Below are 26,606 nucleotides of genomic sequence, written 5' to 3'. Positions count from 1 at the left end.
GACTACCTCGGCCTGCAGACGCTGTACGACCGCTACTTCCTGCACGTGCGCAAGAAGCGCATCGAGCTGCCCCAGGCCTTCTTCATGCGCGTGGCGATGGGCCTGGCGCTGAACGAGGTCGACCGCGAGGCGCGCGCGATCGAGTTCTACGAGGTGCTGTCGACCTTCGACTTCATGTCCAGCACGCCGACGTTGTTCAACGCCGGCACGCGCCGCTCGCAGCTGTCGAGCTGCTACCTGACGACCGTGGCCGACGACCTGGACGGCATCTACGAGGCCATCAAGGAGAACGCGCTGCTGTCCAAGTTCGCCGGCGGCCTGGGCAACGACTGGACCAACGTGCGCGCGCTCGGCAGCCACATCAAGGGCACCAACGGCGAGTCGCAGGGCGTCGTGCCCTTCCTGAAGGTGGTCAACGACACCGCGGTCGCCGTCAACCAGGGCGGCAAGCGCAAGGGCGCGGTCTGCGCCTACCTGGAGACCTGGCACCTCGACATCGAGGAGTTCCTGGAGCTGCGCAAGAACACCGGCGACGACCGGCGGCGCACCCACGACATGAACACGGCCAACTGGATCCCGGACCTGTTCATGCGGCGCGTGGTCGAAGGCGGCGACTGGACGCTGTTCTCGCCGTCCACCTGCCCGGACCTGCACGACAAGTTCGGCAAGGCCTTCGAGCAGGCCTACACCGCCTACGAGGCCAAGGTCGACCGCGGCGAGCTCAAGCTCTTCAAGCGCCTGCCGGCCAAGGACCTGTGGCGCAAGATGCTGTCGATGCTGTTCGAGACCGGGCATCCCTGGATCACCTTCAAGGACGCCTGCAACGTGCGCTCGCCGCAGCAGCATGTGGGCGTCGTGCACTCGTCGAACCTGTGCACCGAGATCACGCTGAACACGAACGACAGCGAGATCGCCGTCTGCAACCTCGGCTCGGTCAACCTCGCGCAGCACCTGAAGCAAGGCGACGCCGGCCTCGAGATCGACCACGCCAAGCTGAAGAAGACCGTGTCGACCGCGATGCGCATGCTCGACAACGTCATCGACATCAACTACTACGCGGTCAAGAAGGCCCGCGACTCCAACCTGCGCCACCGCCCGGTCGGACTGGGCGTGATGGGCTTCCAGGACAGCCTGTATCAGCTGCGCATTCCCTATGCGTCGCAGCGGGCGGTCGACTACGCCGACCGCTCGATGGAGGCGGTCTGCTATCACGCCTACTGGGCGTCGACCGAACTGGCGGCCGAGCGCGGCCGCTACTCCAGCTACCGCGGCTCGCTGTGGGACCGCGGCATCCTGCCGCAGGACACGCTCGACCTGCTGGCCGGCGAGCGCGGCGGCCACGTCGAGGTCGATCGCTCCAGCACGCTGGACTGGGACGCGCTGCGCGCCCGCATCGCGCAGCACGGCATGCGCAACAGCAACTGCGTTGCGATCGCGCCGACGGCGACCATTTCCAACATCATCGGCGTCGATGCGTCGATCGAGCCTTCGTTCAGCAACCTGTCGGTGAAGAACAACCTGTCAGGCGACTTCACCGTCATCAACGAGTACCTGGTCCGCGACCTGAAGAAGCTGGGCCTGTGGGACGACGTGATGGTGATGGACCTGAAGCACTTCGACGGCTCACTGCGCCGCATCGACCGCGTGCCCGAGGAGCTGAAGTCGCTGTACGCGACCGCCTTCGAGGTCGAGCCGGTGTGGCTGGTCGAAGCCGCGTCGCGTCGCCAGAAGTGGATCGACCAGGCGCAGAGCCTCAACATCTACATGGCCGGTGCCTCGGGCAAGAAGCTCGACGACACCTACAAGCTCGCGTGGCAGCGCGGCCTGAAGACCACGTACTACCTGCGCACCATCGGCGCGACGCATGCGGAGAAGTCGACGGTCACGGGCAGCCAGCTCAACGCGGTCGATCGCGGCGGCAGCGTCGACGCGGCAGCGGCTGCGGCGCGCGCGCAGATCGCCGCGGCGAGCAGCGCGCCGGCGACCGACATGAAGTTCTGCGCCATCGACGATCCGACGTGCGAAGCCTGTCAGTGACGACGACGCGATGCGCCCGAAGCGATCGTGCACGCGAGCTCGAGCGATGCACGATCGCAACAACTTCATCGCATCGATGTCAACAAGTGCTTGGTGTTTGAACACAACAATCCGATAATTCAATCGACAGGACGTACACCATGCTGGTTTGGGAAGACGACTCTCGTTCAACCGCCACTGCGACGCATCACCTTCCGCCCTCATCGCTGCGCGATGCACGGGCCACAGAATCGTCACCCCTGATTTCGAGCCTGTCGGTCCCGAGTGCGACTCCCTTCGAAGCGCCGCTGCCGACCCCGCCGGTCGGGATGCCGTTGAAGTCGACGGTCGCCTCTGCGGTTTCGTCCGCCGTCAGCACGCGTCGCGTCAACGTCGCCGACAAGCGCATCATCAACGGCCAGACCGACGTCAACCAGCTGGTGCCGTTCAAGTACAAGTGGGCCTGGGAGAAGTACCTGGCCACCTGCGCCAACCACTGGATGCCGCAGGAAGTGAACATGAGCCGCGACATCGGCTTGTGGAAGGACCCCAACGGCCTGACCGAAGACGAGCGCCGCATCATCAAGCGCAACCTCGGCTTCTTCGTCACCGCCGATTCGCTGGCCGCCAACAACATCGTGCTCGGGACCTACCGGCACATCACCGCCCCCGAGTGCCGCCAGTTCCTGCTGCGCCAGGCCTTCGAGGAGGCGATCCACACGCACGCCTACCAGTACATCGTCGAGTCGCTCGGCATCGACGAGAGCGAGATCTTCAACGCCTATCACGAGGTGCAGTCGATCCGCGACAAGGACGAGTTCCTGATCCCCTTCATCGAGGCGATCATGGACCCGAACTTCCACACCGGCACGCCGGAGACCGACCAGACTCTGCTCAAGAGCCTGATCGTCTTTGCCTGCCTGATGGAGGGCCTGTTCTTCTACGTCGGCTTCACGCAGATCCTCGCGCTCGGCCGGCAGAACAAGATGACCGGCGCGTCGACGCAGTACCAGTACATCCTGCGCGACGAGTCGATGCACTGCAACTTCGGCATCGACCTGATCAACCAGATCAAGCTCGAGAACCCGCACCTGTGGACGCCCGAGTTCAAGGCCGAGATCAAGGCGCTGTTCCTGAAGGCCGTCGAGCTGGAGTACCGCTACGCCGAAGACACCATGCCGCGCGGCGTGCTGGGTCTGAACGCGAGCATGTTCAAGGGCTATCTGCGCTACATCGCGAACCGGCGCGCGGTGCAGATCGGCCTGGAAGCGCTCTTCCCGAACGAGGAAAACCCGTTCCCGTGGATGAGCGAGATGATCGACCTGAAGAAGGAGACCAACTTCTTCGAAGGTCGGGTGACGGAGTACCAGTCGGGCGGGGCGCTCGACTGGAACGAGTGAAGAAGACGGAACCTAGATCTGTGGGTGAGACGGCTGGCGACGCCCGAAGCGCCATCGCATTGCCCACGACAGCATTCGCCGACCTGGAGCATTTCTCCAAGATGCCTCAGGCGGTGAATCGCCGTACCGCTCGAGCGGTGCGGTGCTCTTTGCAACTTGATCAAGGAGAATCGTGATGGCAACTGCGAAGAAGGCGGCCAAGAAGGCCCCGGCGAAGAAGAAGGCCCCGGCCAAGAAGGCGGCGGCGAAGAAGGCCCCGGCCAAGAAGGCCGCGGCGAAGAAGGCTCCGGCCAAGAAGAAGGCGCCGGCGAAGAAGGCCGCTGCCAAGAAGGCACCGGCGAAGAAGGCGGCGGCCAAGAAGGCGCCTGCCAAGAAGAAGGCGGCCAAGAAGGTCGCCAAGAAGCCTGCTGCCAAGAAGGCCAAGAAGCCTGCGGCGAAGAAGGCCAAGAAGCCTGCTGCCAAGAAGGCCAAGAAGCCTGCGGCGAAGAAAGCAGCGAAGAAGCCGGCTGCGAAAAAGGCCGCTGCAGCTCCGGCTGCGCCTGCGGCCCCCGCAGCGAAGACCACGCTCAGCCCCCAGGCTGCGTGGCCGTTCCCCACGGGCACCAAGCCCTGAGAGCGGACTTCCTGAGCTTGAAAGCCCGGCTTCGGCCGGGCTTTTTCGTTGTCGGCCCGTTACCGGGTCAGCGCGCCAGGTTCGTCGGCGGCACCGACAGCGGCTGCGTGTCGGCGAAGCCGTTCGCGGGCGCACGCGGCGTGGCCGCCTGATCGAGCGAAGCCTCCAGCGCCTGCTTGCGCGCCGCCGCCTCGGCGGCTTCGTCGCGCACTGCGCGCTGCGACTTGCTGAGCGGCGGACGCTCCGCCAGCTCCTTCTGCAGCACCGTGATCTGGTGCCGTGAGGCGGCCGACTGCTGATTGGCGGCGTGCCGGACCTTGTCCAGCCGCTGCTGCAGGTCGACGAGCTTGCGCCCGTACCACCACGCCGAGACGAACCAGGCCAGCGCTGCGAGCGCCAGCGCCGAACAGATCAGCAGCAACCAGGTCGTGATGTTCATCTTGCCTTCCTCGTTCGCTCGGGTCGCGACCCGGCGCCTCGCCTTTCGCTCGACGTTAGCGCGCGTGGATGCACCGCAGGCGTGAATCCATCGCGCCGCGTTCCGACTTGGCGGGGGATGTGGCGTCGCCGACGCGTGCTTTGTGCACGCTGGCCGCGACTTCAGAGCTCGAGCGATGCGCGATCGATGCGGTGATTCTGCGGGCCGGCACAGGCGATCTTCAGCGCCCCGACACGGTTGCCCAGCGCCGCGCAGCGGGCCAGCGACCAGCCGCGCTCCAGGCCGTAGAGCAGCGCGCCGCGGAAGGCATCGCCGCAGCCGGTCGGGTCGACGACCGCCGCGGCCTGGACGCCGGGTACGCGCTGGGCCTGGCCTTGCTCCCAGACCTCGCAGCCGTCGGCCCCGAGGGTCACGATCACGCCGCGCAGGTGCGAACGCGACAGTTGCTCCAGGCTCAGGCCGGTCCGGTCGCACAGCATGCGGGCCTCGTAGTCGTTGACGGCGACCCAGCTGGCCTGCTCGATGAACCGCCGCAGTTCCGCACCGTCGAACATCGGCAGGCCCTGGCCAGGATCGAAGACGAAGGGGATGCTGGCGGCGGCCAGTTGCGCCGCATGCTCGATCATCGCGTCGCGTCCGTCGGGGGCGACGATCGCCAGCGCCAGGTCCTGGCGCGCCGGCACCGCCGTGCGCTGCGCGAACTGCATCGCTCCGGGGTGGAAGGCCGTGATCTGGTTGTTGTCCTGGTCGGTGATGATGATGGCCTGCGCGGTGTAGCTCTCCTCGATGCGCCGGACCAGGGTCGTCTCGACGCCCCAGCCCGTCAGCCGCTCCAGGTAGCCGTCGCCGTCGGCGCCCACCGTGGCCATCACCACCGGCGCTCCGCCCAGCTGCTGCAGCGTGTAGGCGATGTTGCCGGCGCAGCCGCCGAACTCGCGTTTGAGCGTCGGCACCAGGAAGGACACGTTCAGGATGTGGATCTGCTCCGGCAGGATCTGCTGCGCAAAGCGGCCGGGGAAGGTGGTGATGGTGTCGAAGGCGAGCGAACCGCAGATCAGGGCAGGCATGGGAACTCCGGGAATGAAGGGCGCCGGGCCGGCACGGTGCAGCCCTGGGCGGGGGTCTCAGGGATAGAAAAGCTCGACGGTGTAGCCGCTGATGCGCAGCCCGCGCGCGCTCAGCAGGGCTTGCAGCTGGGCTTCGGAACTCGCCGCCAGCACGGGAGCGGGCGGTGCCTGGCCCGGCAGCGCACGGAAGTCGCCCGGCACGAGGGCGCGCCGCGAGATCAGTGCGCCGGTCGCATCGGTCAGGCTCAGCTCCACGGCCGGCAGCGCGATCGGCACCGCGCTGCGGTTGTGCAGGGTCACGTTGAGCCGGTAGGCCTCGCTGCCCTCGACCTGCGTCAGGCCGCTGGCCTCGACGGTCACGGCCGACAGCCGGCGCAAGGGCTCGATGCGGCAGTCGAGCAGCTCGCACAAGGTCTCGAGCGTCGGGCGGGACTCGGGCCATTGCGTGGCGAAGGCGTCGCGGAACTGCACCGCGATCTGCGTCAGCAGCACGCCCAGCAGCAGCGTGCCCAGCACGACCAGCGAGACACGCACGCGCGGACGTTGCCAGCGCGCCTCGGCCTCGGCCTGTCGCAGGAAACCGGGAGCGCCGGGCGGCAGCGGGGCCGCCGCAGGCTCGGCCAGGCGGGCCGCCGCGGCCTCGCCCATCGTCGGCTCCTGCGGCGACGAGAGGCTCGCGGCACGCCGGGCCGCGCGCTTGTCACGCCAGCGCTGCAGCAGCGGCGGCGCCGGCTCGGGCGCTGCAGGCGGCGGCGCTTCGAGTCCGAGGTCGATGCCGGGTTGCGGCTCGTCGGCGGCATCGAGCGGCAGTTCGCTGGGGAAGCGTGCGTCGGCAAAGTCGGGATGCGCGTCACCGCCGGGTCGGGCGGCCACGCCGAGTTCGCCGCTGCCGCTGGGTGCGGCGAGGAAGCGCGATTCGATGGCATCGCCTTCGTCGGTGGCGGGGAAGGGTTGCTGGCTGTCCTCGCCAGGACGCGGCGGATGGCTGGCCACGAACTCGGCCATGCCTTGCGCCACCAGCTGCGTGGCGCTGAGCTTGCGCTGCGGCGGCGCTTCGCGCTCGAGGTCGAACAGGCCTTCGAGCGCGTTGAAGACCTCCTGACAGCGCCCGCAACGCACCCAGCCTTCCGACACCTTGAGCTGGTCCTGCACGACCCGAAAGATCGTGCCGCAGGAAGTGCAGCGGGTGGCCAGGCTCATGCGTCGGATGATGCCATCGGGGTGTGGGCTGTCTCAGTCCGCACGCCGGGCGGTCATCAGGATCCAGCCGTCTTCTTCGTCGGCCACCTGCAGCGCGAGTTGCGGTGCGTAGGCTGCTTGCAACTCCTGCGCCTGGCGCGCCAGGATGCCGGCCAGCACGAGGTGGCCGCCGCGCGCGACGTGCGCGCCGAGCAGCGGTGCCAGCAGCTTGAGCGGCGTCGCCAGGATGTTGGCCAGCACCACCGGATAGGCCGCCGACGGCGGCCCCGCCGCGTCCGGCGATCCCACGGCGAAGGCAACACCGTTGGCCGCGGCGTTGTCGCGCGTGGACTGCAGCGCGGCCGGGTCGATGTCGACGGCCACGACCTCCGCCGCGCCGAAACGCGCCGCGCCGATCGCCAGGATGCCGGAGCCGCAGCCGTAGTCCAGCACGCGCGCGCCGTGGACGGCCGTCTCGTGGCCCGCGATCCAGCGCAGGCACATGCGTGTCGTCGGGTGGGTGCCGGTCCCGAAGGCGAGGCCCGGGTCGAGGCGGATCACCTGCGTTGCCGCGGCCGGGGCCTCGTGCCAGGTGGGCACGATCCAGAAGGTCGGCGTGATCTCGACCGGGGCGAACTGCGATTGCGTGAGCCGCACCCAGTCCTGGTCCGGCACCGCCTCGATGGCCTGCAGCACGACACCGGCGGCCCAGTCCTGGCTCAGCAGCAGCGTGGCGGCCGCGGTGGCCGCGGCCTCGTCGGCGAACAGCGCGCGCAGCGTCGACTGCTGCCAGCCGGGCGCCGGCGCCGGCATGTCCGGCTCGCCGAACAGGGCCTGCTCGGCCGGCGTGTCGGCGTCCGCGTCCTCGACCGAGACCGACAGCGCCTCCAGCTCCATCAGCGCGTCGGACAGCGTCTCGACCGCGGCCTCCGGCGCGCGCAGCACGAGCTCGTGCATCAGCGCTTGCGCTGGGCCATCCAGCCTTCGAGGTAGTGGATGCTGGTGCCGCCCTCGACGAACTTGGCATCCACCATCAGCTCGCGGTGCAGCGGGATGTTGGTCTGGATGCCCTCGACCACGGTCTCGAGCAGCGCGGTGCGCATGCGCGCCAGCGCCTGGTCGCGGTTGTCGCCGTGCGTGATGATCTTGCCGATCATCGAGTCGTAGTTCGGCGGCACGAAGTAGTTGGTGTACGCATGCGAATCGACACGCACGCCCGGGCCGCCCGGCGGGTGCCACATCGTGATGCGGCCCGGCGAGGGCGTGAACTTGTACGGATCCTCGGCGTTGACGCGGCACTCGATCGCATGGCCGTTCAGCTCGATCTGGCGCTGCGTGAACGGCAGCTTCTCGCCGGCGGCGACCAGGATCTGCATCTGCACGATGTCGATGCCGGTCACGAGTTCGGTCACCGGGTGCTCGACCTGCACGCGGGTGTTCATCTCGATGAAGTAGAACTCGCCGTTCTCGTAGAGGAACTCGAAGGTGCCGGCGCCGCGGTAGCCGATCTTCTTGCAGGCGGCCACGCAGCGCTCGCCGATGCGCTCGATCACGCGGCGCGGGATCCCCGGGGCCGGCGCTTCCTCGATGATCTTCTGGTGGCGCCGCTGCATCGAGCAGTCGCGCTCGCCCAGCCAGACGGCGTTGCGGTGCGTGTCGGCCAGCACCTGGATCTCGATGTGGCGCGGGTTCTCGAGGAACTTCTCCATGTAGACGGCCGGGTTCCCGAAGGCGGCACCCGCCTCGGCCCGCGTCGTCTGCACCGCGTGCACCAGCGCGGCCTCGGTGTGCACGACGCGCATGCCGCGTCCGCCGCCGCCGCCGGCCGCCTTGATGATCACCGGGTAGCCGATGGCGCGGGCCTGGCGGATGATCTCCTTCGGGTCGTCGGGCAGTGCGCCCTCGGCGCCCGGCACCGTCGGCACGCCCGACTTGATCATGGCCTGCTTGGCCGCGACCTTGTCGCCCATCACGCGGATCGCTTCCGGTGTCGGGCCGATGAAGACGAAGCCGCTCTGCTGCACGCGCTCGGCGAAGTCGGCGTTCTCGGACAGGAAGCCGTAGCCGGGGTGGATGGCCTCGGCGTCGGTCACCTCGGCCGCCGCGATGATGGCCGGCATGCTGAGGTAGCTCTGCGCCGATGCCGCCGGGCCGATGCACACCGCCTCGTCGGCCAGCTTCACGTACTTGGCGTCGCGGTCCGCCTCCGAGTAGACGATGACGGCGCGGATGCCGAGCTCGCGGCAGGCGCGCTGGATGCGGAGGGCGATCTCGCCCCGATTCGCGATCAGGATCTTCTTGAACATGAAGGCCCCGATCTCACTCGATGATGAACATCGGCTGACCGAACTCGACCGCCTGGCCGTTCTCGCACAGGATCCTGGTGACCGTGCCGGACTTGTCGGCCTCGATCTCGTTCATGATCTTCATCGCCTCGATGATGCAGATCGGCTCGCCTTCCTTGATCTCGCTGCCGACCTCGACGAAGGCCTTGGCCCCGGGGCTGGCGGAACGGTAGAAGGTGCCCACCATCGGCGACTTGACGGCATGGCCCTCGGGCGCTGCCGGCTCGGGCGCCGGGGCGACGGCCGGTGCCGCAGCCGAGGCTCCCGCGGTCGGGGCCGCCGGCATGACGACCGGCGCGACGACGGCCGGGGCGGCCACCGGCAGCATCGCCACCGAAGCGCTCTTGACGATGCGGACCTTGCCGTCGGCCTCGGTGATCTCCAGTTCGGAGACGTTGGACTCCGACACGAGGTCGATCAGCGTCTTGAGCTTGCGCAGGTCCATGGGGTTCTCTCTCCAACGGTTGTACTTGTGGGAACACCGGCCGCCCGCGGGATCGCCGCAGGGGCCGGTTCAGCGCGCGGCCGGGGTCAGGCGTTCGAGCGCGAATTCGAGCGCCAGCCGATAGCCGCTGGCGCCCAGGCCGGCGATCACGCCGTCGGCCAGGTCCGAAAAATGGGAGTGATGGCGGAAGGCCTCACGCCGGTGCACGTTGGACAGGTGCACCTCGACGAACGGGATCGCCACGGCGGCCAGCGCGTCGCGCAGCGCCACGCTGGTGTGGGTGAGGGCGGCGGGATTGATCAGGATGAAGCGGGTGCCGTCGCGGCCGGCCGCCTGGACCCGATCCACCAGCGCGCCTTCGTGGTTGCTCTGGAAGCTGGCCAGCCCGACCCCGGCCTCAGCGGCCCGCTTCTGCAGCATCGCGTCGATCTCGGCCAGCGTCGTGGCGCCATAGACCGAGGGCTCGCGGCTGCCGAGCAGGTTGAGATTGGGTCCGTGCAGGACGAGAATTTCCATCAGAAGCAGCTGGGATGCCGGCAGATCGGCCGGCGAAGGCGCGACTTTACGCGCAAAAAGCGCGGCGGTCGATGCGGCGGCGGAGCCGGATCAGCCCATCGCACGAGCCCAGCCGGCCAGTTCCTCGTAGCTGGTTTCACCCAGCTTGCGGTGGGCCGCGGCGCCACGGGCATCGAAGGCGACGCTGAAGGGCAGGCCCCCCTGTTCATTGCCGAGCTGGCGCGACAGCTCGCTGCCCTCCAGGCCGGCCAGCGCCACCGGGAAAGGCAGCGGCAGCTTGCCGAGGAACTCGCGCACCGGGGTTGGGCTGTCGACGGCCAAAGCAAGAACTTGCCAGCCGTTGGGGCCGAAATCGCGGTAGAAGCGACCGATCTGCGGCAGCTCGCGGATGCAGGGTGCACACCAGGTGGCCCAGAAGTTGATCAGCAGGGGCTTGCCGCGCAGGCTGGCCATGGCCAGGGGTGCGCCGCTCGGGGTATCGAAGCTCAGCGACCAGAGATCAGGACCGGCGGCGACCACCGGCGCCTGCCGGCGCAGGGCCACCCAGGCGCCCGCCCCGACGCCGGCGGCGGCTGCGCCGGCCATCAGGAGGCGGCGGTTCAGGCCGGAGCGGGGCTTGGGGTCGGTCATTCGGGGTTCTCCGTCATCAGTCGGCGCAGCGCTGCGGCGTCGCCGCGCGGCGTCCGGCCGCGAGCGTCGGGCCTGAGCGCGCCGCGCAGGTCGTCGTGGTCCAGGATGCTGAGGTGGACGATGACGCGCTCGCCCAGATCGCGGTTCGGCTGGGCGAGGCTCAACACGTCGACCTGGCGACCGTCGGCAGCCCGGGTGCTGCCGACCTCGTAGGAGACGCCGGCATCCAGCAGTGCGATCTCGGCCGACTTGGGGTCGTCGCAGTAGAGCTGCAGGTGCACGTCGTTGAGGCGGGTGGCCGTGCCGCGCCAGACCGCGCCGGTCAGGTGGGGGCGGAAGACCGCGAGGCGATCCATCCACCGCAGTGCCGTCTCGCGCAGCGCCGCCAGCTCGGCCGGCTGGGTGTCGGCGCAGAACAGCGCCAGGTAGCTGCGCACTTCGTCCTCGAGCTGGTCGTTGTCGGGCAGGTCGCCGGCCGGCAGGCCGCGCTTGCCGAGGATCTTCAGGGCGCGCTGCTTGGCCGGTCCGTACTCCAGCCCTTCCTCGACCACCAGCCGGGCGGCGGTCGCGGCGATCTCGGCGCTGAGGGTCGAGGCGGACATGCGGCTTGGAGCGTCGCGGCGGCCCGGCGTTCAGGGCAGCTCGACCGCGCCCATGCGCGCGACGATGGTGGCGGCGCGGCCGGCGATGTAGGCCGAGCCGGGGCGTTTCTCGAAGCGCTTGGGCGCCGGCAGCATCACCGCCAGCCGGGCCGCCTGCATCGGCGCCAGCCGGTCGGCGTCGACGCGGAAATAGTGGCGTGCCGCGGCCTGCGCGCCGAACAGGCCCTCGCCCCACTCGACACTGTTCAGGTAGATCTCGAGGATGCGCTCCTTCGTCAGCAGCGCTTCCAGCACGTGGGTGACGACGAATTCCTGGCCCTTGCGCGCCAGGCTGCGCTCCCCCGACAGGAACAGGTTCTTCGCCAGTTGCTGGGTGATGGTCGAGCCGCCGACCACCTTGGGCGGCGGGGCGGCCCGCGTCGAGCCTTTCTTCGGGCGCTGCGCTTCCAGTCGTGACTGCAGCTGCTCGGCGCGGGCCTCGGCGCGCTGGTTGCGCTCCCAGGCCTTCTCGATCGCTTCCCAGTCGACGCCGCCGTGGTCGGTGAAGCTCGCGTCCTCGGCAGCGATGACGGCGCGCTTGAGCGGCGCGCCGATGCGCGGGTAGGACCGCCACGCCTGGCTCCAGAGGACCTCGTGGCGTTCGGTCGCCAGGCGCCAGATCTCGCTGCGCTGGAAGCTCGTCGACTGCGGGTCCACCAGCGCCATCATTGCGATGCGCGCCACGAACATCAGCTGCAGCGCGACCGCGCTCAGCAGCAGCAGCACCAGGCCGCGCGCCAGCCACCTCATCATGCCGACTCCTGCGCGACTGCACGCTGCAACTCGGCCAGCACCTCGGTCGTCGGCGGGCGGACGCCGCGCCAGAAGGCGAAGGACTCCGCCGCCTGCTCGACCAGCATGCCGAGACCGTCGCGGCCGTGCGCGCCGTGCTCGCCGGCCCAGGTGAGGAAGGGCCGGGCGGCCGCGCCGTACATCATGTCCAGCGCCAGCGCGCCCGGCCGGAGCACCTGGCCGGCCACTGGCACGGGGGCGCCCGACAGGCTGGCGGCGGTGGCGTTGACGACGATGTCGAAGGCCGTCCCGGTCCGCTCGAGCGGCGCCGCACGCAGCTCGACGCCCTGCCGCACGGCCAGCGCGGTGTGCCGCTGGACCAGCGTGCGCGCCTTGTCGACGCTGCGATTGGCGAGCACCAGCGCTTGCGGGCCGGCCTCGAGCAGCGGACCCAGCACACCGGCGGCCGCGCCGCCGGCGCCGACCACCAGCAGCCGCGCGCCCTGCAGTGCAACGCCCGCGTGGACGGTGATGTCGCGCACCAGGCCGGCACCGTCGGTGTTGTCGGCCTGCCAGCCGTCGGTGTCGAAGCGCAGCGTGTTGGCGGCCCCGGCCAGCGCGGCGCGCGGCGTGAGCCGGCCCGCCAGCGCCGGCGCCTCGAACTTGAAGGGCACCGTGACGTTGCAGCCGCGCGCCGGACCGAAGCCGGCTTCGACCGAGGCCGCGAAGCCGCGCACGGTCGCCGCGAACGCGCCGGGCGGGCAGGGCAGCCGGCCATAGGCCACCGGCTGGCCCGTCGACTCGGCGAAGCGCGCGTGGATGAAGGGCGAGCGGCTGTGCTCGACCGGATGCCCGGCCACGGCATACCGGTCCTTCATTGCTGGGGCGCCTGCAGCAGCCGCGTCTCGAGGCCTTCTTCGCGCGTGAACCGGAAGCGCGACACGACCGCGATCTGGTCGGCCTGGGCGCGCATCGCGTCGCTGAAGGGGCCGAAGGGCGCGGCGGCGCGCACGATGGCCTGCGCCCGGCGGTCGAGCACGCGCTGACCCGAGCCCTGGACGATCTCGGTCTCGATCACCCGGCCTGCGGCGTCGACCCAGATCATCATCACCAGCTCGCCGTAGAGCTTGCGGCCCTTGTCCTCCGGGAAGCTCTTCGTGCCGCGTTCCTCGATGCGGCGCTTGAGCACGTCGTAGTACACGGCGTAGACCGCCTCGCTGGTCGACGGACTCACGTAGCGCTTGCGCGGGCGCGAGTTCTCGGTGTTGATGCGCTTCTCGATCTCGGCCAGCATCTCCACCAGCTGGCGACGCTGCTCGGCCTGGGCGCGCGCCTCGGGGCTGCCCTGGTCGCGCTGCGGATCGGGCGGCGGCAGGCGTGCCAGCTCGCGGCGGATCTGCGCGAGCATCTGCATCTGCTGCTCCTGCAACTGCTGGATCTGCTTGCGGGCGTCCTCGAGCGAGTCGCCGACCTCGGTCAGCGCCGACGGCGGCAGCGGCGACGTCGCCCGGCCGGCCTGGGCCTCGCCGCCGCCGGCCAGTGCCGCCTGCGCGATCGCCTGGGCCTTGAGCGGCGGTTCGGTCGAGCGCGCGTTGACGAGGATCACCTCGAGCGGCGTGTCCTTGAAGACGCGGTTGAAGCCCTCGGGGTCGACGAAGCGCACGGTCAGCAGCGCGGCGTGCACGCCGACGGAGACCAGCAGCGCCAGCTGCAGCGTGCTCAGCCGTCGCAGCCCGGACAACCAGCCGTGGTTCGATGGCTTCTTCATGAAAGGTCAGCTCGCGGTGCCGGCGTCGGCCGGCTCGGGGGCATTGTCGCCATCCTGCAGGTCGATCGCCAGCGCCAGGGGCGCGGCGGCCGCGGCTTCGTCCTCGCCGTCCTCGGCTTCGTCGCAGGGGTCAGTCTTGGCCGCCGACGTCTCGTCGAGTCGCGTCACCAGGCTGGCATGGACGTCCAGCGTCAGCAGGTCGGTGCCGGTGATGCGCACACGCACGCGCGTGCCGCGCGGCAGGCTCTCGCAGCCGAGCGCACGGAACACCAGCGGCAGGGTCTCGGCGCGCACCAGACCGTCCTTCATCACGGCCGCGTCCAGCTCCGTGATGCCGGCCTGCTCGAGGTGGCGCAGCGTCCAGTAGCGCTCCAGGCCGTTCTGGAACTGGTTGTAGGCGCTGTAAGCGGCATCGAAGCCGGAGATCACCGAGAAGAGCTCCGCGTCCTTGGGCTTGAACGGTGCGACCAGCGCCGCGGTGCGGCCATGCCGCGCGCAGGCGACGATCTGCCACTGGTTGACCAGATCGACGTAGCGCCGCAGCGGCGAGGTCGACCAGGCGTACTGCTTCACGCCCATGCCGGCATGCGGCGCCGGCCGCACGCCCATGCGCACCTTGATGCCGGGCGCCATGCTGGCCTGGCTGCGGTAGATCGCCGGCACGCCGCATTCGGCGACCCAGCCGCCCCAGTGGCTGTTGGCCAGGATCATGGCCTCGGCCACGATCAGGTCGAGCGGCGAGCCGCGCTTGCGCTCGCCGATGACCACCGTCTCGCTGCCGTCGGGTTCGGTGCCCTGCACGCCGTCGAGCTTGAAGCTGTAGTCGGGGCGGTTGAAGTTCTCGGGCTTGCCGCGCGCCACCTCGCGCTGGGCCTTGAGGTGCCGCGCCAGCCGGAAGGCGAAGGCCAGCTCGTCGGCATGCGCGTAAGTGGCCGTCGCCTCGCCGGTCAGCGCGGCTTCGGTGATCACCGCGTCGAGCTGGTCGTGGCGCAGGTTGGCGACGATGGGCACGCGTTCCAGGCGCGTCTCGGCCTGCTTCAGCGCCAGCGTGGCGGCATCGAAGGCGAAGTAGACCGACACCGCCGGGCAGTCGCGGCCCTCGACCAGCGTGTAGGCCCGCACCACCTCGTCGGGCAGCATGGTCAGCTTGTGGCCGGGCATGTAGACCGTGGACCAGCGCGTGCGCGCGACCTGGTCGACTGCCGAGCCGGGCGCGATGGCCAGCGCCGGCGCGGCGATGTGCACGCCGAAGGTGATGGTGTCCGTGCCCAGGCCCTGCACCGACAGCGCGTCGTCGATCTCGGTCGTCGACGAGTCGTCGATCGAGAAGGCCTGGCACCCGGCCAGCGGCAGTTCTTCCTTGATCTGCGGCGCCGCCAGCGGCGGGAAGGTCGTGCCCTTGGGGAAGAACTCGAAGAGGAAGCGCTTCCAGTGGAACTGGTAGGGGCTGGTGATGGCGCCGGCCGCCTTGAGCAGGTCGAGCGGGGCCTGGTGCGAGCGCTTCGAGGCCTCGACGACGGCCTTGTACTCGGGGCCGTTCTTGTCGGGCTTGAAGAGGATCCGGTAGAGCTGGTCGCGGATCGGCACCGGGCAGTCGCCGGCCGCGAGCGCGGCCGCCCACTCGTCGATCTGCCGCGCCTGCTGGGCCTTGCGCTCGATCGCCAGCAGCGCCTGCTTCAGCACGTCCTCCGGCGCCTTGCGGAAGCGCCCCTTGCCGCGGCGGTGGAAGTAGTGCGGCGCGTCGAAGAGCCGCAGCAGCGTCGCCGCCCGCTGCGGGGCGTCGGCATCGGCGCTGAAGTACTCGCGGGCGATCTCGTCGAAGCCGAACTCCTCGTCGGGGGCGGCCTCCCAGACCAGGTCGAGATCGATCTCGCCGGACAGCGCCTGCGCCTGCGCCAGCAGCTCGGCCGGCGCCGGCTTGGCGAAACGCAGCAGCGCATGGGCGCTCTTCACCTTGACCCGCTTGCCGGAGTCGAGCTCGACCTGCAGCGAACTCTCGGCCTCGGACATCACCCGGCCGGCCAGGAACTTGCCGGCATCTTCGAACAGCGCATACATCGCTCTATTGTCGCCTCGGGCTCCAAGGCCCCGGACTCAGGCCGGGCGATCGAGGCCGAGGAAGGCCAGGACGTCGGGCAGGTGGAGGTCGAAGTCCGTCAACGCGTGGTCGCTGCCCTCGAGCAGCTTGAGGTGCGCGCCGGCGTAGCGCGCCCGCATCTCGCGCCAGTCGAGCAGCTCGTCGCCCTTGGCGATCACGGCGAGGTAGCGCTGCGCATCGACGATGTCGCCGGGCCGCATCGCGCGCAGTTCCTCGACGTGCGCGGCGGTGAACTCGAAGCGCAGGGCCGGGTCGTGCCAAACGGTCAGCTCGCCGATGTGGCGCGCCAGGTCGCGCGCCGGCTCGACGGCGGGGTTCAGCAGCACGGCACGGCAGCCTCGACGTTCGGCCAGCACGGTCGCGTAGAAGCCGCCGAGCGAGCTGCCGATCACCGCCATGCGCTCGGCCGGCCAGGACGCGGCCAGCGCGTCGATCAGCTCGCGTGCCTCGGCCGGCGAGGGCGGCAGTTGCGGACAGCTCCATTCGATGTCGACCCCGCGTGCCTGCAGTGCCGCGACCTCGGCCGCCATGCGCTGCGCCTTCGTCGAGCCCGGCGAAGAACGGAACCCGTGCAGGTAGAGCAGATGCCTGACGGCGCCTCGCCCGCCGTTCGGCCCACCTTGCATCATCGCGGCGGCATCACGGCGCCAGCGCCGCCAGCAGCCTGGCGTGGATGCCGCCGAAGCCGCCGTTGCTCATGCACAGCACGTGGTCACCGGGCCGCGCAGCCTGGGCGACGCGCCGCACCAGGCCGTCGATCGTGTCCGCGACGACGGCGCGTTCGCCCATCGGCGCCAGCACCTCGGCGGCGTCCCAGCCCAGCCCGCCGCTGTGGCAGAAGGCCAGCTCGGCCTCTTCCAGCGCCCAGGGCAGCTGGGCCTTCATCGTGCCGAGCTTCATCGTGTTGGAGCGCGGCTCGAAGACCGCCAGGATGCGCGGGCCTTCGCCGATCGGGCCGATGCGGCGGCGCAGGCCGTCGATGGTCGTGCGGATCGCGGTCGGGTGGTGCGCGAAGTCGTCGTAGACCTTCACGCCGGCGACCTCGCCGCGCAGCTCCAGCCGGCGCTTGACGTTCTCGAAGCGCGCCAGCGCCTGTGCCGCCTCGGCCGGCGCGACGCCGACATGCTCGGCCGCGGCGATCGCCGCCAGTGCATTGAGCTGGTTGTGCTCGCCGAGCAGCGACCACTCGACGCGGCCCACCTTGACGCCCGACCTCAGCACGTCGAAGGCATGCGGTTCGCCGCGCGCGCGCCAGCCCGGCACGTCGCCGCGCACGCCGAAGCGCGCGACATCGCTCCAGCAGCCGCGCTCGAGCACGCGTGCGAGGCTGTCCTCGCGCGCGTTCACGACCACGCGGCCGCTGGCCGGCACGGTGCGCAGCAGGTGGTGGAACTGGGTCTCGATCGCCGCGAGGTCCGCAAAGATGTCGGCGTGGTCGAACTCCAGGTTGTTCAGCACCGCGGTGCGCGGCCGGTAGTGCACGAACTTGCTGCGCTTGTCGAAGAACGCGGTGTCGTACTCGTCGGCCTCGATGACGAAGGGCTCACGCTGGCCGACGCGGGCCGAGACGCCGAAGTTCTGGGGCACGCCGCCGACCAGGAAGCCGGGCTGCAGGCCCGCGGCCTCGAGGATCCAGGCCAGCATCGAGGTCGTCGTGGTCTTGCCGTGCGTGCCGGCCACCGCCAGCACGTGACGGCCCGGCAGCACGTGCTCGGACAGCCATTGCGGGCCGCTGGTGTAGCGCGCGCCGGCATCGAGGATCGCCTCCATCAGCGCGTTGCCGCGCGAGACCACGTTGCCGATGACGAAGAGATCGGGCTTCAGCGCCAGCTGGTCGACCCCCCAGCCCTCGATCAGCTCGATGCCCTGGGCGCGCAGCTGGTCGCTCATCGGCGGGTAGACGCCGGCATCGCAGCCGGTCACGCGGTGACCGGCCTCGCGGGCCAGCGCGGCCAGCCCGCCCATGAAGCTGCCGCAGATGCCCAGGACATGAAGATGCATGAGCGGATTCTAGGAGTCGCCCCGTGATGGTCTCGATGTATGGTCCGCGGCATGCAGGAGCGCGCCGACTTCACCGCCTTCGCGTGGATCGCCAGCCACCCCTGGCTCTATCCGCTGCTCGAGTCGCTGCACGTCGTCGGCATCGCGCTGCTGCTGGGCAGCCTGGTGGTGTTCGAGTTGCGCGTCTGGGGCCTGGGTGCGGCGCTGCCGGTGCAGCCGCTGGCGCGGCTCGCGCTGCCGCTGACGCTGGCCGGCTTCGGCCTCGCCGCGCTGACCGGCCTGCTGATGTTCGCCAGCCAGGCCGTCGAGATGCTCGGCAATCGTGTCTTCGTGCTGAAGATGACGCTGCTGATGGTCGCCGGCCTCAACGCGGCGGCCTTCCACTCGCGCGGCAGCCTCGACAGGCTGGACGGCGTGGCGCGCGCGCAGACCCTCGCGTCGCTGGGTCTTTGGCTGGCCGTCATCATCTGCGGTCGCTGGATCGCCTACTACTGATGACCCACCCCCGTTGCGGCTTCGCCGCTCCCCCTCGAGGGGGCGACGCTGGCGGACCGGCGGAGCCGGATCCGCGGCGTCTGCTGGCTTGTGCCGGTGCTGCGCGTCACTGATTCAAGGAGCTTCTCATGCAACGTCGTTTTCTCCTGCTCGCCGCGGCGGCCCTGCCGCTGCCTCCCGCGCTCGCGCACCACGGCTGGAGCAGCTTCGACCAGGGGCGTCCGGTCTACCTGGCGGGCACGGCACGCAAGGTCGCGTGGCGCAACCCGCACGTCGAGTTCGACCTCGAGGTCGCGCCCGATCTCAGGCTGCCGGCCGACCTGGCGCGGCGACCGGTGCCGGCGCAGTCGTCGCCGGTCGACGGCGCGGGCCTGCTGGCGCGGGCGGAGCTGCCGCGTCGCAAGGACAAGGTCTGGCACATCGAGTGCGCGCCGCTCACGCGCATGGAGGCCTGGAAGGTGGCCGAGATCCGCAACGGCGACGCGGTCGCCATGGTCGGCTTCACGTTCGCCGGCGAGCAGGGCGAGGCGATCCTGCGGGTCGAGTACCTGTTCGTCGGTGCGGCCAGCTACGGCCTGCGCTCCTCGCCGGCCTGATCAGGCCGGCGCGAGCCGGAACACCGAGACCGCGCTGACCAGCTGCTCGGCCTGGGCCTTCAGGCTCTCGGCCGCGGCCGCCGATTCCTCGACCAGCGCGGCGTTCTGCTGCGTCGCCTGATCCATCTGGCTCACTGCCTCGCCGATCTGGGCCACGCCCGAGGACTGCTCGGTGCTGGCGCCGCTGATCTCCGCGACGATGTCGGTCACGCGGCGGATCGACGCAACGACCTCGCTCATCGTCGTGCCGGCCTGGTCGACCAGCGCCGTCCCCTGCTCGACGCGCTCGACGCTGGCGGTGATCAGCGCCTTGATCTCCTTGGCCGCGCCGGCGCTGCGTTGCGCCAGGTTGCGCACCTCGCTGGCGACAACCGCGAAGCCGCGACCCTGTTCGCCGGCGCGCGCTGCCTCGACCGCGGCGTTGAGCGCCAGGATGTTCGTCTGGAAGGCGATGCCGTCGATCACGCCGATGATGTCGGCGATCTTGCGCGAGCTGTCGTTGATGCCCTTCATCGTCTCGACGACGCGGCCGACGACGTGGCCGCCCTGCGTCGCGACGGTCGAGGCGCTCTGCGCCAGCTGGTTGGCCTGGCGCGCGTTGTCGGCGTTCTGGGTGACGGTGCTGCCGAGCTCCTCCATCGATGCCGCGGTTTCCTGCAGTGCGCTGGCCTGCTGCTCGGTACGGCTCGAGAGGTCGTTGTTGCCCTGCGCAATCTGCGCGCTGGCGGTGGCCACGCTCTCGGCGTTGCCGCGGACGCCGCCGACGATCCGCGACAGATTGGTCTGCATCGCGCGCAGCGCATCGAGCAGCTGGCCGACTTCGTCGCGCCCGGCCTGCGGAACGGGTGCCGTCAGGTCACCCTCGGCGATGGCCCGGGCCGAGCGCTGCGCGCCGCGCAGGCCCCGCGTCGTGGTCTGCGCCACCCACCAGGCGAACAGGCCGAAGCCCAGCGCCAGCAGCACGCAGGCCACCACGCCGACGAACAGCGTGTTGCGCACCGTCGCGGCGCGTGCCTGCAGCGTGCGATCGATCAACTCGGTGCCGATCTGGTTCACGTCGAACTGACGCTTGATCACGCCGGTCATCGTCGCGAAGTAGGCGTTCGGATCGTGGGTCGCCTGGTCGGCCAGCTCGAGCTCGGCGATCGCCAGCTCCAGCGCCTCGGTGACGCCCTTCTGCAGTTCGGCCAGCGGGGTCTTGAACCGCTCGGCGAAGGCCGGGTCGGCGACCATGGCCTTGGTCAGCGAGCTGCGCACGCGGTCGTGACCGTCCGTGGCCAGCGCCACCAGCGTGCCGATCTGGCGGCGGTCGTCCGGCGTCAGCTTCTGCTGCGTCAGCATGCGCGTGCCGGCGGCCCGCAGCTGCCCGAGGCGCTCGGTCAGCAGCACGCCGTCGCCGGCGGTCGCCGACATCGTGAAGTAGGTGTTGATCTCGGGATCCAGCGACCAGACGTAGAAGTCCATCGCGTCGCTCAGCACCGCCATCTGGGCGCCGACGATCTCGGTGTGGCGGCGGAAGCTGTCGGGGCCGGTCGTCGTGCCGGCGGCCACCTCGCTTGCCAGCTTGCGCCACTGCGCGGCGCTCTCGGCCCAGCGCTCGCGCAGCTTGTCGGCGCCGGCCGCACCGGCCAGCAGCGCGGTCATGGCGTCGATCGCCTGGTCGGCCTCCTGGGCCTTGGCGGGCCGCGCGTCGCGGGCCTTGGCGTTGCCGGCCAGCGCGCCGGCCGACAGGCCGCGGTGCTCCTGCGTCACGCGAATCGCGGTGTACAGGCCACGCATCGTCGGCGTGCCGGCGGCTTCGAGCGTGACGAAGTCGAGGTCCTTCACCGCCGCTCGCCAGTACAGCGTGGCGGGGACGATGACCGCGAGCGAGGCGAGCACGCCCAGCACGATGAACTTGCGGCCGATGCCGAGGTTGGAAAGCGTCTGCACAGTCGTGACTCCGGGGTGATCAAGAACTCCCTACAGCGAGATTACGACCGTGACACCGAAACCTTGAGCGAATAAAAGGTTTGAACACCATGCAGTTCGGGCGATCCGCGGTCGTCGTCGAACGACGTCACGGCGACGGCGCGGCCATCCGGCCGATGCGATCAGGTCCCGGGCGGTGGCCCGAGCGGGCTCAGGCGGCCAGTGCAGACCGCGCAGCCGCCAGCGTCGCTTCCAGATCCGCAGCGCTGTGGGCCGCGCTGACGAAGCCGGCCTCGTAGAGCGCCGGCGCGAGGTAGACGCCGGCGTCCAGCATCGCGTGGAAGAAGGTGTTGAAGCGATCCTTGTCGGTCGCCAGCACCTGGCCGTAGTTCTGCGGCAGGCTCTCGCCGGCCGTGCGCGGGAAGAAGAAGCCGAACATGCCGCCTTCGCAGTCGCCGACCATCGGTACGCCGGCCTCGCGCGCGGCGGACAGCAGGCCATCGGTGAGGCGCCGGGTGCTCTGCGACAAGGCCTCGAAGAAGCCGGGCTTGCGGATCTCGCGCAGCGTCGCCAGCCCGCAGGCGGTGGCCACCGGGTTGCCGCTCAGCGTGCCGGCCTGGTAGACCGGGCCGAGCGGCGCCAGCTGTTCCATGATCGCCCTGGGCCCGGCAAAGGCCGCCAGCGGCATGCCGCCGCCGATGACCTTGCCGAAGACGCTGAGGTCGGGCTTGAACCCGGGGATCGCCTTCGCATACACGCTCTGTGCGCCGCCGAGCGCGACGCGGAAGCCCGTCATCACCTCGTCGAAGACCAGCAAGGCGCCGTGCTGCGTGCACAGCTCGCGCAGCCGCCGCATGTAGGGCACGGCGGTACGGACGAAGTTCATGTTGCCGGCGATCGGCTCGATCATCACGCAGGCGATGTCGCGGCCGTGGGCGTCGAAGGCGGCTTCGAGCCCGGCGAGATCGTTGTAGGTCAGCACCAGCGTGTGCTGCACCACCTCGGGCGGCACGCCGGCCGAGGTCGGGTGGCCGAAGGTCGCGAGGCCCGAGCCGGCCTTGACCAGCAGCGCGTCGGCATGGCCGTGGTAGCAGCCCTCGAACTTGACGATCCTGCTGCGGCCGGTCGCGCCGCGCGCCAGCCGCAGCGCGCTCATCGCCGCCTCGGTGCCTGAGCTGACCAGGCGCACCTGCTCGACGCCGGGCACCAGTTGCAGGATCTCTTCGGCCAGCTCGATCTCGCGCTCGGTCGGCGCGCCGAAGCTGAAGCCGTCGCGCGCCGCCTTCTGCACCGCCTCCAGCACGGCCGGGTGGCCGTGGCCCAGGATCATCGGACCCCAGGAGCCGATGTAGTCGATGTAGCGCTTGCCGTCGGCGTCCCACAGGTAGGGGCCTTCGGCGCGCGCGATGAAGCGCGGCGTGCCGCCGACTGCGCGGAAGGCACGGACCGGCGAATTGACGCCGCCGGGGATGCTGCGCTGGGCGCGCTCGAACAGTTGCGAATTGCGGGAGTCGGCCATCGCGGCGGATTCAGTGGATGCGGCGCGGGCCGCGGTCGGGCGTGGTCGGGTCCTCGGCTAGGGGCTCGCCCTCGGGCTCGTCGCCCTCGGCGCCCGGGTCGGCCTCGGGCAGCGCCCAGAAGAAGCGGTCGGGCACGACATTGCCCATGCCGGGACGGAAGCCCGCGTCCAGCGCCTGGTCGAGGAAGCTCAGCGCCTCGGACACGGCCAGGTGCAGGTCCTGGCCGCTCGCCAGCAGCGAGGCCAGCGCGGCCGAGACCGTCTCGCCGGCGCCGATGAAGGCGGCGTCGAAGCGCTCGAACTTCTCGCCGGTGATCGCGCCCTGGGGCGAGGCCAGCACGTTGTCGACGTAGGCCTCGCTGCCCTTGCCGGCCGGCAGCGCGATGCCGGTGACCAGCACGTACTTGGTGCCCAGCTCGCCGGCGGCGACCGCCAGTTCGCGCGCTGACGGGGGGCGCTCGCCGTCCCACTCGGGCAGCAGGAAGTCGACCAGCGTCTGCTGGTTGCCGACCAGCACCTCGGTGGCGGGCAGGATCAGCTCGCGCCAGGCATCGAGGTAGGCCTGCTGGTCGTCCTCGTCCAGCCACGACACGCCGTTCATGTAGGCCACCAGCGGCACGTCGGGGTAGTCGCTCAGCACCTCGGCCACGCCGGCCACGCCCTCGGCGCTGCCGAGGAAGCCGACCTTCCAGGCCGAGATCGTGATGTCCTCGAGGATGCTGCGGGCCTGCTCGACGATGGTGTCGGCCTCGATCTCGTGCGACTCGAAGACCTCGGCGGTGTCGCGCAGCACGATGGCGGTGACGACCGGCAGTGCGTGCGCGCCCATCGCGGCGATCGTCGAGACGTCCCCGGCCAGGCCGCCGGCGCCGCTCGGGTCGCTGGCGTTGAAGCTCATCACGCAGGCCGGCGGCGCGTCGCCGACGGGCACTTCGGGGGACTCGGTCGCGCTCTGCGCGGGGGTGTTCATCGGCGGTCAGTTCGGTGACGGGGCCCGCGGTGCGCAGGGGGTCACGGAGTTCCAGAGTTTTATGAGGAATGTTGCGTATGTGCCCACTAACCCTTGTCTTTTCGCTGAGGGCGCTCGCTACAATTCTTTTTCATTGTAGTGAACAGTCAAGACACCGTGAGCGAACCGCGAACCTGGATGTGCCTCATCTGTGGGTGGATGTACGACGAGGCAGCCGGGGATCCGGAGCACGGTATCGCTCCGGGTACCGCCTGGGCCGATGTGCCGATGAACTGGACCTGTCCCGAATGCGGAGCCCGCAAGGAGGACTTCGAGATGGTGCAGATCTGACCCGTGGGCTTCGTTGAGGAGAACGGCCGGTGAACCAAGCGCTGACGCAAGAGGGAGCGGGGTCCGAGACCGCCGCCGAGGTGGTGCGCGTCCTGGTCATCGACGACAGCAACACCATCCGCCGCAGCGCCGAGATCTTCCTCAAGCAGGGCGGTCACCAGGTCGTGCTGGCCGAGGACGGCTTCGATGCGCTGGCCAAGGTCAACGACCACCAGCCGCACCTGATCTTCTGCGACATCCTGATGCCGCGCCTGGACGGCTACCAGACCTGCGCCATCATCAAGCGCAACCCCAAGTTCTCCGGCGTGCCGGTCATCATGCTGTCGTCCAAGGACGGCCTGTTCGACAAGGCGCGCGGCCGCATGGTCGGCTCCGAGGACTATCTGACCAAGCCCTTCACCAAAGACCAGTTGCTGCAGGCGGTGCAACAGCACCGCCGCGCGGCATGACGGCCGTGCGCCGTCGCCCCGCCGCGTGCCTGGCAGGGCGCGTGCCGGCCCCCCGATAACGAGGACCCCACCATGGCGATCGAGAAGATCCTGCTGGTCGACGATTCGAAGACCGAACTGCATTTCCTGTCCGACCTGCTCAGCAAGCGCGGCTACAAGGTGCGCACCGCCGAGAACGGCGACGAGGCCATGAAGCGGCTCGGCGAGGAGAAGCCGGACCTGATCCTGATGGACGTCGTGATGCCGGGGCTCAACGGCTTCCAGCTCACGCGCGCCATCACCCGCGACCCGCGCTTCCTGGACGTGCCCGTGATCATGTGCACCAGCAAGAACCAGGAAACCGACAAGGTCTGGGGCATGCGCCAGGGCGCACGCGACTACGTGGTCAAGCCGGTCGATGCCGACGAGCTGGTGGCCAAGATCCGCGCCTTCGACTGAAGCCGCGACGCTGAACCGCACCGCAACGGGATCTCCAGGGCATGGCCAAGAAGGAAGCGCTGCGCGAGTTGCAAAGCCGGCTGGCCGAGCGCCTGCAGAGCGCGCGCCTGCAGACCGACACCGCCAGCTGGCTGGCGGTCGAGTGCGCGGGCCAGGGCGTGCTGCTGCCGCTCGGGCAGGCCGGCGAGATCTTCCCGCTGGCCGCGCTGGTCGCGGTGCCGCACACCAGCGCCTGGTTCCTGGGCGTGGCCAACCTGCGCGGTCGCCTGCACGGCGTCGTCGACCTGGCGTCCTTCCTGGGACTGCGGGCCACGGCGATGAGCGACATCGGGCGCGAGCAGTCGCGCCTGGTGGCCTTCAATCCGGGGCTCGAGATCAATTGCGCGCTGCTCGTCGACCGGCTGGCCGGTCTGCGCGGCGCCGACCAGATGACGCGCGACGCCGACGATCCGGCCCGGCCGGCCTTCGCCGGCGGGCGCTACAGCGATGCCAGCGGCCGCCGCTGGCAAGAGTTGCAGCTGGCCGCGCTGGCCAGCGAGGATGCTTTTCTGAGGATTGCCCGGTGAGCGCAAGCCGCCGGAGCACGCCGACCGAACCACCGAGGTGAGCGAGAGGCTTTTATGGGCTTTCTGAACAAGTTCAAGGGTCTGGGTCAACGCAAGTCGAACGACGACGACCTGTCTTTCGACGACGCCTACCCGGGCGCCGACGACCTGGTCGTGGGACCGGACGGCACGGCCACGCTCGACATGGCGCCGACCCAGCAGGCCACGGTGCAGAACCCCGATTCGTCGATCATCTCCGAGGCTGCGCCGTCCGAGATGCCCGACGCCTTCGGCGAGACCCGCATCGAAGGCGGCGAGCCGCGCAGCGGCGGCGGCCTGCCGATGATCGGCGGCCTGCCGGCGGCCGAGCAGCGGCGCGTGCTGGCCGGGATCTTCGTGCTGGGCCTGGTCGGCCTGATCACGGTGACCGGTCTGGCGCTGAACTCGGCCAACCAGAGCGCGAGCCAGGTGGCCGCCGCCGGTGACGCGCTGATGCAGTCGCAGCGTCTGGCGAAGTCGGTGTCGCAGGCCCTGGTCGGCAGCACCGCGGCCTTCCCGGAAGTGAAGGAAAGCGTCGGCGTGCTGGCCGGTGCGACCCGCGGCCTGCAGGCCGGCAGCGAGACGGTCTCGCAGGCGCCGACGGGCGTCCAGCCCACGCTCGAGCCGCTGATGCCGCTGATCGACAAGGCCGAGAAGAACTCCAACACCGTGCTGTCGCAGCAGAAGACGCTGACCGAGGTGAGCCAGGCGCTGCGCGGCATCAACCGCCAGTCGTCGGACCTGCTCGAGATCGCCGAGACGGTGTCGTCGCTGAAGCTGCAGCAGGACGCGTCGCCGGCCGAGCTGTCGGCGGTGGGCCAGGTCGTGATGCTGACCCAGCGCATCGGCAAGTCGGCCAACGAGTTCCTCACCGTGGAGGGCGTGTCGCCCGAGGCGGTGTTCCTGCTCGGCAAGGACCTCAACTCCTTCCGCGAGATCGCCCAGGGCCTGCTCGACGGCAACGCCGACCTGCGCCTGCCCGGCACCAAGGATGCGGCGACCCGCGAGCGCCTGCAGGCGCTGCTCAAGCAGTACGAAGAGACCCGCGTGCAGGCCGGCGCCATCCTGGGCAACCTGCAGGGCCTGGTGTCCGCGCGCGAGGCGCAGTCGCAGATCGTTGCCGACAGCGAACCGCTGCGCAAGGGCCTGCAGGAGGTGCAGTCGCAGCTGCAGTCGCGGGCCGGTCTCGGCTTCGGCAGCCTGCTGCTGATCATCGTCTCGCTGCTGCTCGTGCTGGCCGGCATCGGCGGCCTGCTGTACGTGTCGCTGCAGGACCAGCGCCAGCGTGCCGCGATCGCCAACCAGCAGCGCGAGGAAGCCGAGCGCCAGGAGCAGGAAGCCAAGCGCGTCAACGACGCCAACCAGGCGGCCATTCTGCGGCTGATGAACGAACTGCAGACGGTGGCCGAAGGCGACCTGACGCA

General features: G+C 70.0%; 28 protein-coding genes. 10 read left to right on the top strand and 18 right to left on the bottom strand.

All coding sequences use genetic code 11. The features are described from left to right. From QZV97_RS15700 to QZV97_RS15690, 3 genes are all read left to right on the top strand, one after another. A partial coding sequence (locus QZV97_RS15700; protein ID WP_295644152.1) for a ribonucleoside-diphosphate reductase subunit alpha occupies positions 1–2,037 on the top strand: 2,037 nt, incomplete at its 5' end. A gap of 140 nt (positions 2,038–2,177) precedes the next feature. Further along, positions 2,178–3,416 carry a ribonucleotide-diphosphate reductase subunit beta gene (locus tag QZV97_RS15695; RefSeq protein ID WP_295644150.1) on the top strand — a complete coding sequence of 413 codons (1,239 nt, stop codon included), beginning with the start codon at positions 2,178–2,180 and terminating at the stop codon, positions 3,414–3,416. Positions 3,417–3,591: 175 nt separating this feature from the next. Further along, positions 3,592–4,029: a histone H1-like repetitive region-containing protein gene (locus tag QZV97_RS15690; protein ID WP_295644148.1), complete on the top strand. Its 438-nt coding sequence runs from the start codon at positions 3,592–3,594 to the stop codon at positions 4,027–4,029. Positions 4,030–4,096: 67 nt separating this feature from the next. On the opposite strand, the gene QZV97_RS15685 is transcribed toward QZV97_RS15690, so the two are convergent. The 15 genes from QZV97_RS15685 to mpl all read right to left on the bottom strand — a co-directional run bounded on the left by QZV97_RS15685 (position 4,097) and on the right by mpl (position 17,890). Further along, the gene (locus tag QZV97_RS15685) at positions 4,097–4,468 is read right to left on the bottom strand and encodes a hypothetical protein (RefSeq protein WP_295644146.1); all 372 of its coding nucleotides are present in this window, start codon (positions 4,466–4,468) and stop codon (positions 4,097–4,099) included. Positions 4,469–4,629: 161 nt separating this feature from the next. Then, positions 4,630–5,535 (bottom strand): carbohydrate kinase family protein, encoded by a 906-nt coding sequence (locus QZV97_RS15680; RefSeq protein ID WP_295644144.1) that lies wholly within the window; start codon positions 5,533–5,535, stop codon positions 4,630–4,632. Positions 5,536–5,592: 57 nt separating this feature from the next. Next, entirely contained in the window at positions 5,593–6,735 is a 1,143-nt protein-coding gene (locus QZV97_RS15675; protein WP_295644142.1) for a zinc-ribbon and DUF3426 domain-containing protein, read from the bottom strand. Between the two features lie 33 nt (positions 6,736–6,768). Continuing rightward, on the bottom strand, positions 6,769–7,671 hold the full coding sequence (gene prmA, locus QZV97_RS15670) for a 50S ribosomal protein L11 methyltransferase (protein WP_295644140.1): 903 nt from the start codon (positions 7,669–7,671) through the stop codon (positions 6,769–6,771). Next, complete coding sequence (gene accC, locus QZV97_RS15665; RefSeq protein ID WP_295644138.1) at positions 7,671–9,020, bottom strand: acetyl-CoA carboxylase biotin carboxylase subunit; 1,350 nt, start codon at positions 9,018–9,020, stop codon at positions 7,671–7,673. The genes prmA and accC overlap by 1 nt, the downstream gene beginning before the upstream one ends. A 13-nt stretch (positions 9,021–9,033) precedes the next feature. Then, positions 9,034–9,504: an acetyl-CoA carboxylase biotin carboxyl carrier protein gene (gene accB / locus QZV97_RS15660; protein WP_295644136.1), complete on the bottom strand. Its 471-nt coding sequence runs from the start codon at positions 9,502–9,504 to the stop codon at positions 9,034–9,036. A gap of 69 nt (positions 9,505–9,573) precedes the next feature. Then, positions 9,574–10,023: a type II 3-dehydroquinate dehydratase gene (gene aroQ, locus QZV97_RS15655; RefSeq protein WP_295644164.1), complete on the bottom strand. Its 450-nt coding sequence runs from the start codon at positions 10,021–10,023 to the stop codon at positions 9,574–9,576. 87 nt (positions 10,024–10,110) lie between these two features. Then, positions 10,111–10,650: a TlpA disulfide reductase family protein gene (locus QZV97_RS15650; protein ID WP_295644134.1), complete on the bottom strand. Its 540-nt coding sequence runs from the start codon at positions 10,648–10,650 to the stop codon at positions 10,111–10,113. Continuing rightward, the gene (locus QZV97_RS15645) at positions 10,647–11,252 is read right to left on the bottom strand and encodes a hypothetical protein (protein ID WP_295644133.1); all 606 of its coding nucleotides are present in this window, start codon (positions 11,250–11,252) and stop codon (positions 10,647–10,649) included. The genes QZV97_RS15650 and QZV97_RS15645 overlap by 4 nt, the downstream gene beginning before the upstream one ends. Positions 11,253–11,282: 30 nt before the next feature. Next, on the bottom strand, positions 11,283–12,044 hold the full coding sequence (locus tag QZV97_RS15640) for a transglycosylase domain-containing protein (RefSeq protein ID WP_295644130.1): 762 nt from the start codon (positions 12,042–12,044) through the stop codon (positions 11,283–11,285). Then, complete coding sequence (aroE, locus tag QZV97_RS15635) at positions 12,041–12,901, bottom strand: shikimate dehydrogenase (RefSeq protein ID WP_295644127.1); 861 nt, start codon at positions 12,899–12,901, stop codon at positions 12,041–12,043. The genes QZV97_RS15640 and aroE overlap by 4 nt, the downstream gene beginning before the upstream one ends. Further along, on the bottom strand, positions 12,898–13,791 hold the full coding sequence (locus QZV97_RS15630) for an energy transducer TonB (protein ID WP_295644124.1): 894 nt from the start codon (positions 13,789–13,791) through the stop codon (positions 12,898–12,900). Before QZV97_RS15630 ends, aroE begins: the two co-directional genes overlap by 4 nt. Before the next feature lie 6 nt (positions 13,792–13,797). After that, positions 13,798–15,849: an RNB domain-containing ribonuclease gene (locus QZV97_RS15625; RefSeq protein ID WP_295644122.1), complete on the bottom strand. Its 2,052-nt coding sequence runs from the start codon at positions 15,847–15,849 to the stop codon at positions 13,798–13,800. Positions 15,850–15,885: 36 nt separating this feature from the next. Further along, complete coding sequence (locus QZV97_RS15620) at positions 15,886–16,515, bottom strand: YqiA/YcfP family alpha/beta fold hydrolase (RefSeq protein ID WP_295644161.1); 630 nt, start codon at positions 16,513–16,515, stop codon at positions 15,886–15,888. Between the two features lie 13 nt (positions 16,516–16,528). Continuing rightward, positions 16,529–17,890 (bottom strand): UDP-N-acetylmuramate:L-alanyl-gamma-D-glutamyl-meso-diaminopimelate ligase, encoded by a 1,362-nt coding sequence (gene mpl, locus QZV97_RS15615; protein ID WP_295644119.1) that lies wholly within the window; start codon positions 17,888–17,890, stop codon positions 16,529–16,531. A 51-nt stretch (positions 17,891–17,941) separates the two neighbouring features. On the opposite strand from mpl, the gene QZV97_RS15610 reads away from it, so the two are divergent. Together QZV97_RS15610 and QZV97_RS15605 are read left to right on the top strand one after the other, a co-directional pair. Next, on the top strand, positions 17,942–18,385 hold the full coding sequence (locus QZV97_RS15610; protein WP_295644116.1) for a hypothetical protein: 444 nt from the start codon (positions 17,942–17,944) through the stop codon (positions 18,383–18,385). 128 nt (positions 18,386–18,513) lie between these two features. After that, positions 18,514–18,981, top strand: a complete 468-nt coding sequence (locus tag QZV97_RS15605) for a DUF6152 family protein (RefSeq protein ID WP_295644112.1) — start codon at positions 18,514–18,516, stop codon at positions 18,979–18,981. Here the strand turns inward: QZV97_RS15605 and QZV97_RS15600 are convergent, their stop codons facing one another. The 3 genes from QZV97_RS15600 to QZV97_RS15590 form a co-directional block, all read right to left on the bottom strand. Further along, on the bottom strand, positions 18,982–20,913 hold the full coding sequence (locus QZV97_RS15600) for a methyl-accepting chemotaxis protein (RefSeq protein ID WP_295644109.1): 1,932 nt from the start codon (positions 20,911–20,913) through the stop codon (positions 18,982–18,984). It lies immediately after the preceding gene. A gap of 190 nt (positions 20,914–21,103) precedes the next feature. Then, the gene (gene hemL, locus QZV97_RS15595) at positions 21,104–22,411 is read right to left on the bottom strand and encodes a glutamate-1-semialdehyde 2,1-aminomutase (RefSeq protein WP_295644105.1); all 1,308 of its coding nucleotides are present in this window, start codon (positions 22,409–22,411) and stop codon (positions 21,104–21,106) included. 10 nt (positions 22,412–22,421) lie between these two features. Then, positions 22,422–23,381: a bifunctional hydroxymethylpyrimidine kinase/phosphomethylpyrimidine kinase gene (locus QZV97_RS15590; protein WP_295644102.1), complete on the bottom strand. Its 960-nt coding sequence runs from the start codon at positions 23,379–23,381 to the stop codon at positions 22,422–22,424. Between the two features lie 177 nt (positions 23,382–23,558). Between QZV97_RS15590 and QZV97_RS15585 the strand changes: the two genes are divergently transcribed. The 5 genes from QZV97_RS15585 to QZV97_RS15565 all read left to right on the top strand — a co-directional run. Then, positions 23,559–23,711, top strand: a complete 153-nt coding sequence (locus tag QZV97_RS15585) for a rubredoxin (RefSeq protein WP_295644158.1) — start codon at positions 23,559–23,561, stop codon at positions 23,709–23,711. A gap of 29 nt (positions 23,712–23,740) precedes the next feature. Then, complete coding sequence (locus QZV97_RS15580) at positions 23,741–24,160, top strand: response regulator (protein ID WP_295644099.1); 420 nt, start codon at positions 23,741–23,743, stop codon at positions 24,158–24,160. Positions 24,161–24,232: 72 nt separating this feature from the next. Next, positions 24,233–24,598: a response regulator gene (locus QZV97_RS15575; protein ID WP_295644097.1), complete on the top strand. Its 366-nt coding sequence runs from the start codon at positions 24,233–24,235 to the stop codon at positions 24,596–24,598. Between the two features lie 41 nt (positions 24,599–24,639). After that, positions 24,640–25,164: a chemotaxis protein CheW gene (locus tag QZV97_RS15570; protein WP_295644094.1), complete on the top strand. Its 525-nt coding sequence runs from the start codon at positions 24,640–24,642 to the stop codon at positions 25,162–25,164. A 255-nt stretch (positions 25,165–25,419) separates the two neighbouring features. Further along, positions 25,420–26,606, top strand: a 1,187-nt coding sequence (locus QZV97_RS15565) for a type IV pili methyl-accepting chemotaxis transducer N-terminal domain-containing protein (protein WP_295644155.1), incomplete at its 3' end; no start/stop codon positions are given.

Source organism: uncultured Methylibium sp., assembly GCF_902826655.1.
GTDB lineage: Bacteria > Pseudomonadota > Gammaproteobacteria > Burkholderiales > Burkholderiaceae_C > Methylibium.
Note: the sequence above shows the minus strand (reverse complement) of the source record. Positions and strands in the feature narration are given on the sequence as shown.

Excerpts from the sequence above, each read along its gene's own strand:
- QZV97_RS15575 (WP_295644097.1), top strand. The coding sequence starts at position 24,233 with ATGGCGATCGAGAAGATCCTGCTGGTCGACGATTCGAAGACCGAACTG.
- QZV97_RS15570 (WP_295644094.1), top strand. The coding sequence starts at position 24,640 with ATGGCCAAGAAGGAAGCGCTGCGCGAGTTGCAAAGCCGGCTGGCCGAG.
- QZV97_RS15680 (WP_295644144.1), bottom strand. The coding sequence starts at position 5,535 with ATGCCTGCCCTGATCTGCGGTTCGCTCGCCTTCGACACCATCACCACC.
- QZV97_RS15695 (WP_295644150.1), top strand. The coding sequence starts at position 2,178 with ATGCTGGTTTGGGAAGACGACTCTCGTTCAACCGCCACTGCGACGCAT.
- QZV97_RS15630 (WP_295644124.1), bottom strand. The coding sequence starts at position 13,791 with ATGAAGAAGCCATCGAACCACGGCTGGTTGTCCGGGCTGCGACGGCTG.
- QZV97_RS15640 (WP_295644130.1), bottom strand. The coding sequence starts at position 12,044 with ATGATGAGGTGGCTGGCGCGCGGCCTGGTGCTGCTGCTGCTGAGCGCG.
- QZV97_RS15650 (WP_295644134.1), bottom strand. The coding sequence starts at position 10,650 with ATGACCGACCCCAAGCCCCGCTCCGGCCTGAACCGCCGCCTCCTGATG.
- QZV97_RS15690 (WP_295644148.1), top strand. The coding sequence starts at position 3,592 with ATGGCAACTGCGAAGAAGGCGGCCAAGAAGGCCCCGGCGAAGAAGAAG.
- QZV97_RS15625 (WP_295644122.1), bottom strand. The coding sequence starts at position 15,849 with ATGTATGCGCTGTTCGAAGATGCCGGCAAGTTCCTGGCCGGCCGGGTG.
- prmA (WP_295644140.1), bottom strand. The coding sequence starts at position 7,671 with ATGCACGAGCTCGTGCTGCGCGCGCCGGAGGCCGCGGTCGAGACGCTG.
- hemL (WP_295644105.1), bottom strand. The coding sequence starts at position 22,411 with ATGGCCGACTCCCGCAATTCGCAACTGTTCGAGCGCGCCCAGCGCAGC.
- aroE (WP_295644127.1), bottom strand. The coding sequence starts at position 12,901 with ATGAAGGACCGGTATGCCGTGGCCGGGCATCCGGTCGAGCACAGCCGC.
- QZV97_RS15605 (WP_295644112.1), top strand. The coding sequence starts at position 18,514 with ATGCAACGTCGTTTTCTCCTGCTCGCCGCGGCGGCCCTGCCGCTGCCT.
- accB (WP_295644136.1), bottom strand. The coding sequence starts at position 9,504 with ATGGACCTGCGCAAGCTCAAGACGCTGATCGACCTCGTGTCGGAGTCC.
- QZV97_RS15645 (WP_295644133.1), bottom strand. The coding sequence starts at position 11,252 with ATGTCCGCCTCGACCCTCAGCGCCGAGATCGCCGCGACCGCCGCCCGG.
- QZV97_RS15590 (WP_295644102.1), bottom strand. The coding sequence starts at position 23,381 with ATGAACACCCCCGCGCAGAGCGCGACCGAGTCCCCCGAAGTGCCCGTC.
- QZV97_RS15620 (WP_295644161.1), bottom strand. The coding sequence starts at position 16,515 with ATGCAAGGTGGGCCGAACGGCGGGCGAGGCGCCGTCAGGCATCTGCTC.
- accC (WP_295644138.1), bottom strand. The coding sequence starts at position 9,020 with ATGTTCAAGAAGATCCTGATCGCGAATCGGGGCGAGATCGCCCTCCGC.
- QZV97_RS15585 (WP_295644158.1), top strand. The coding sequence starts at position 23,559 with ATGTGCCTCATCTGTGGGTGGATGTACGACGAGGCAGCCGGGGATCCG.
- mpl (WP_295644119.1), bottom strand. The coding sequence starts at position 17,890 with ATGCATCTTCATGTCCTGGGCATCTGCGGCAGCTTCATGGGCGGGCTG.
- QZV97_RS15610 (WP_295644116.1), top strand. The coding sequence starts at position 17,942 with ATGCAGGAGCGCGCCGACTTCACCGCCTTCGCGTGGATCGCCAGCCAC.
- QZV97_RS15675 (WP_295644142.1), bottom strand. The coding sequence starts at position 6,735 with ATGAGCCTGGCCACCCGCTGCACTTCCTGCGGCACGATCTTTCGGGTC.
- QZV97_RS15685 (WP_295644146.1), bottom strand. The coding sequence starts at position 4,468 with ATGAACATCACGACCTGGTTGCTGCTGATCTGTTCGGCGCTGGCGCTC.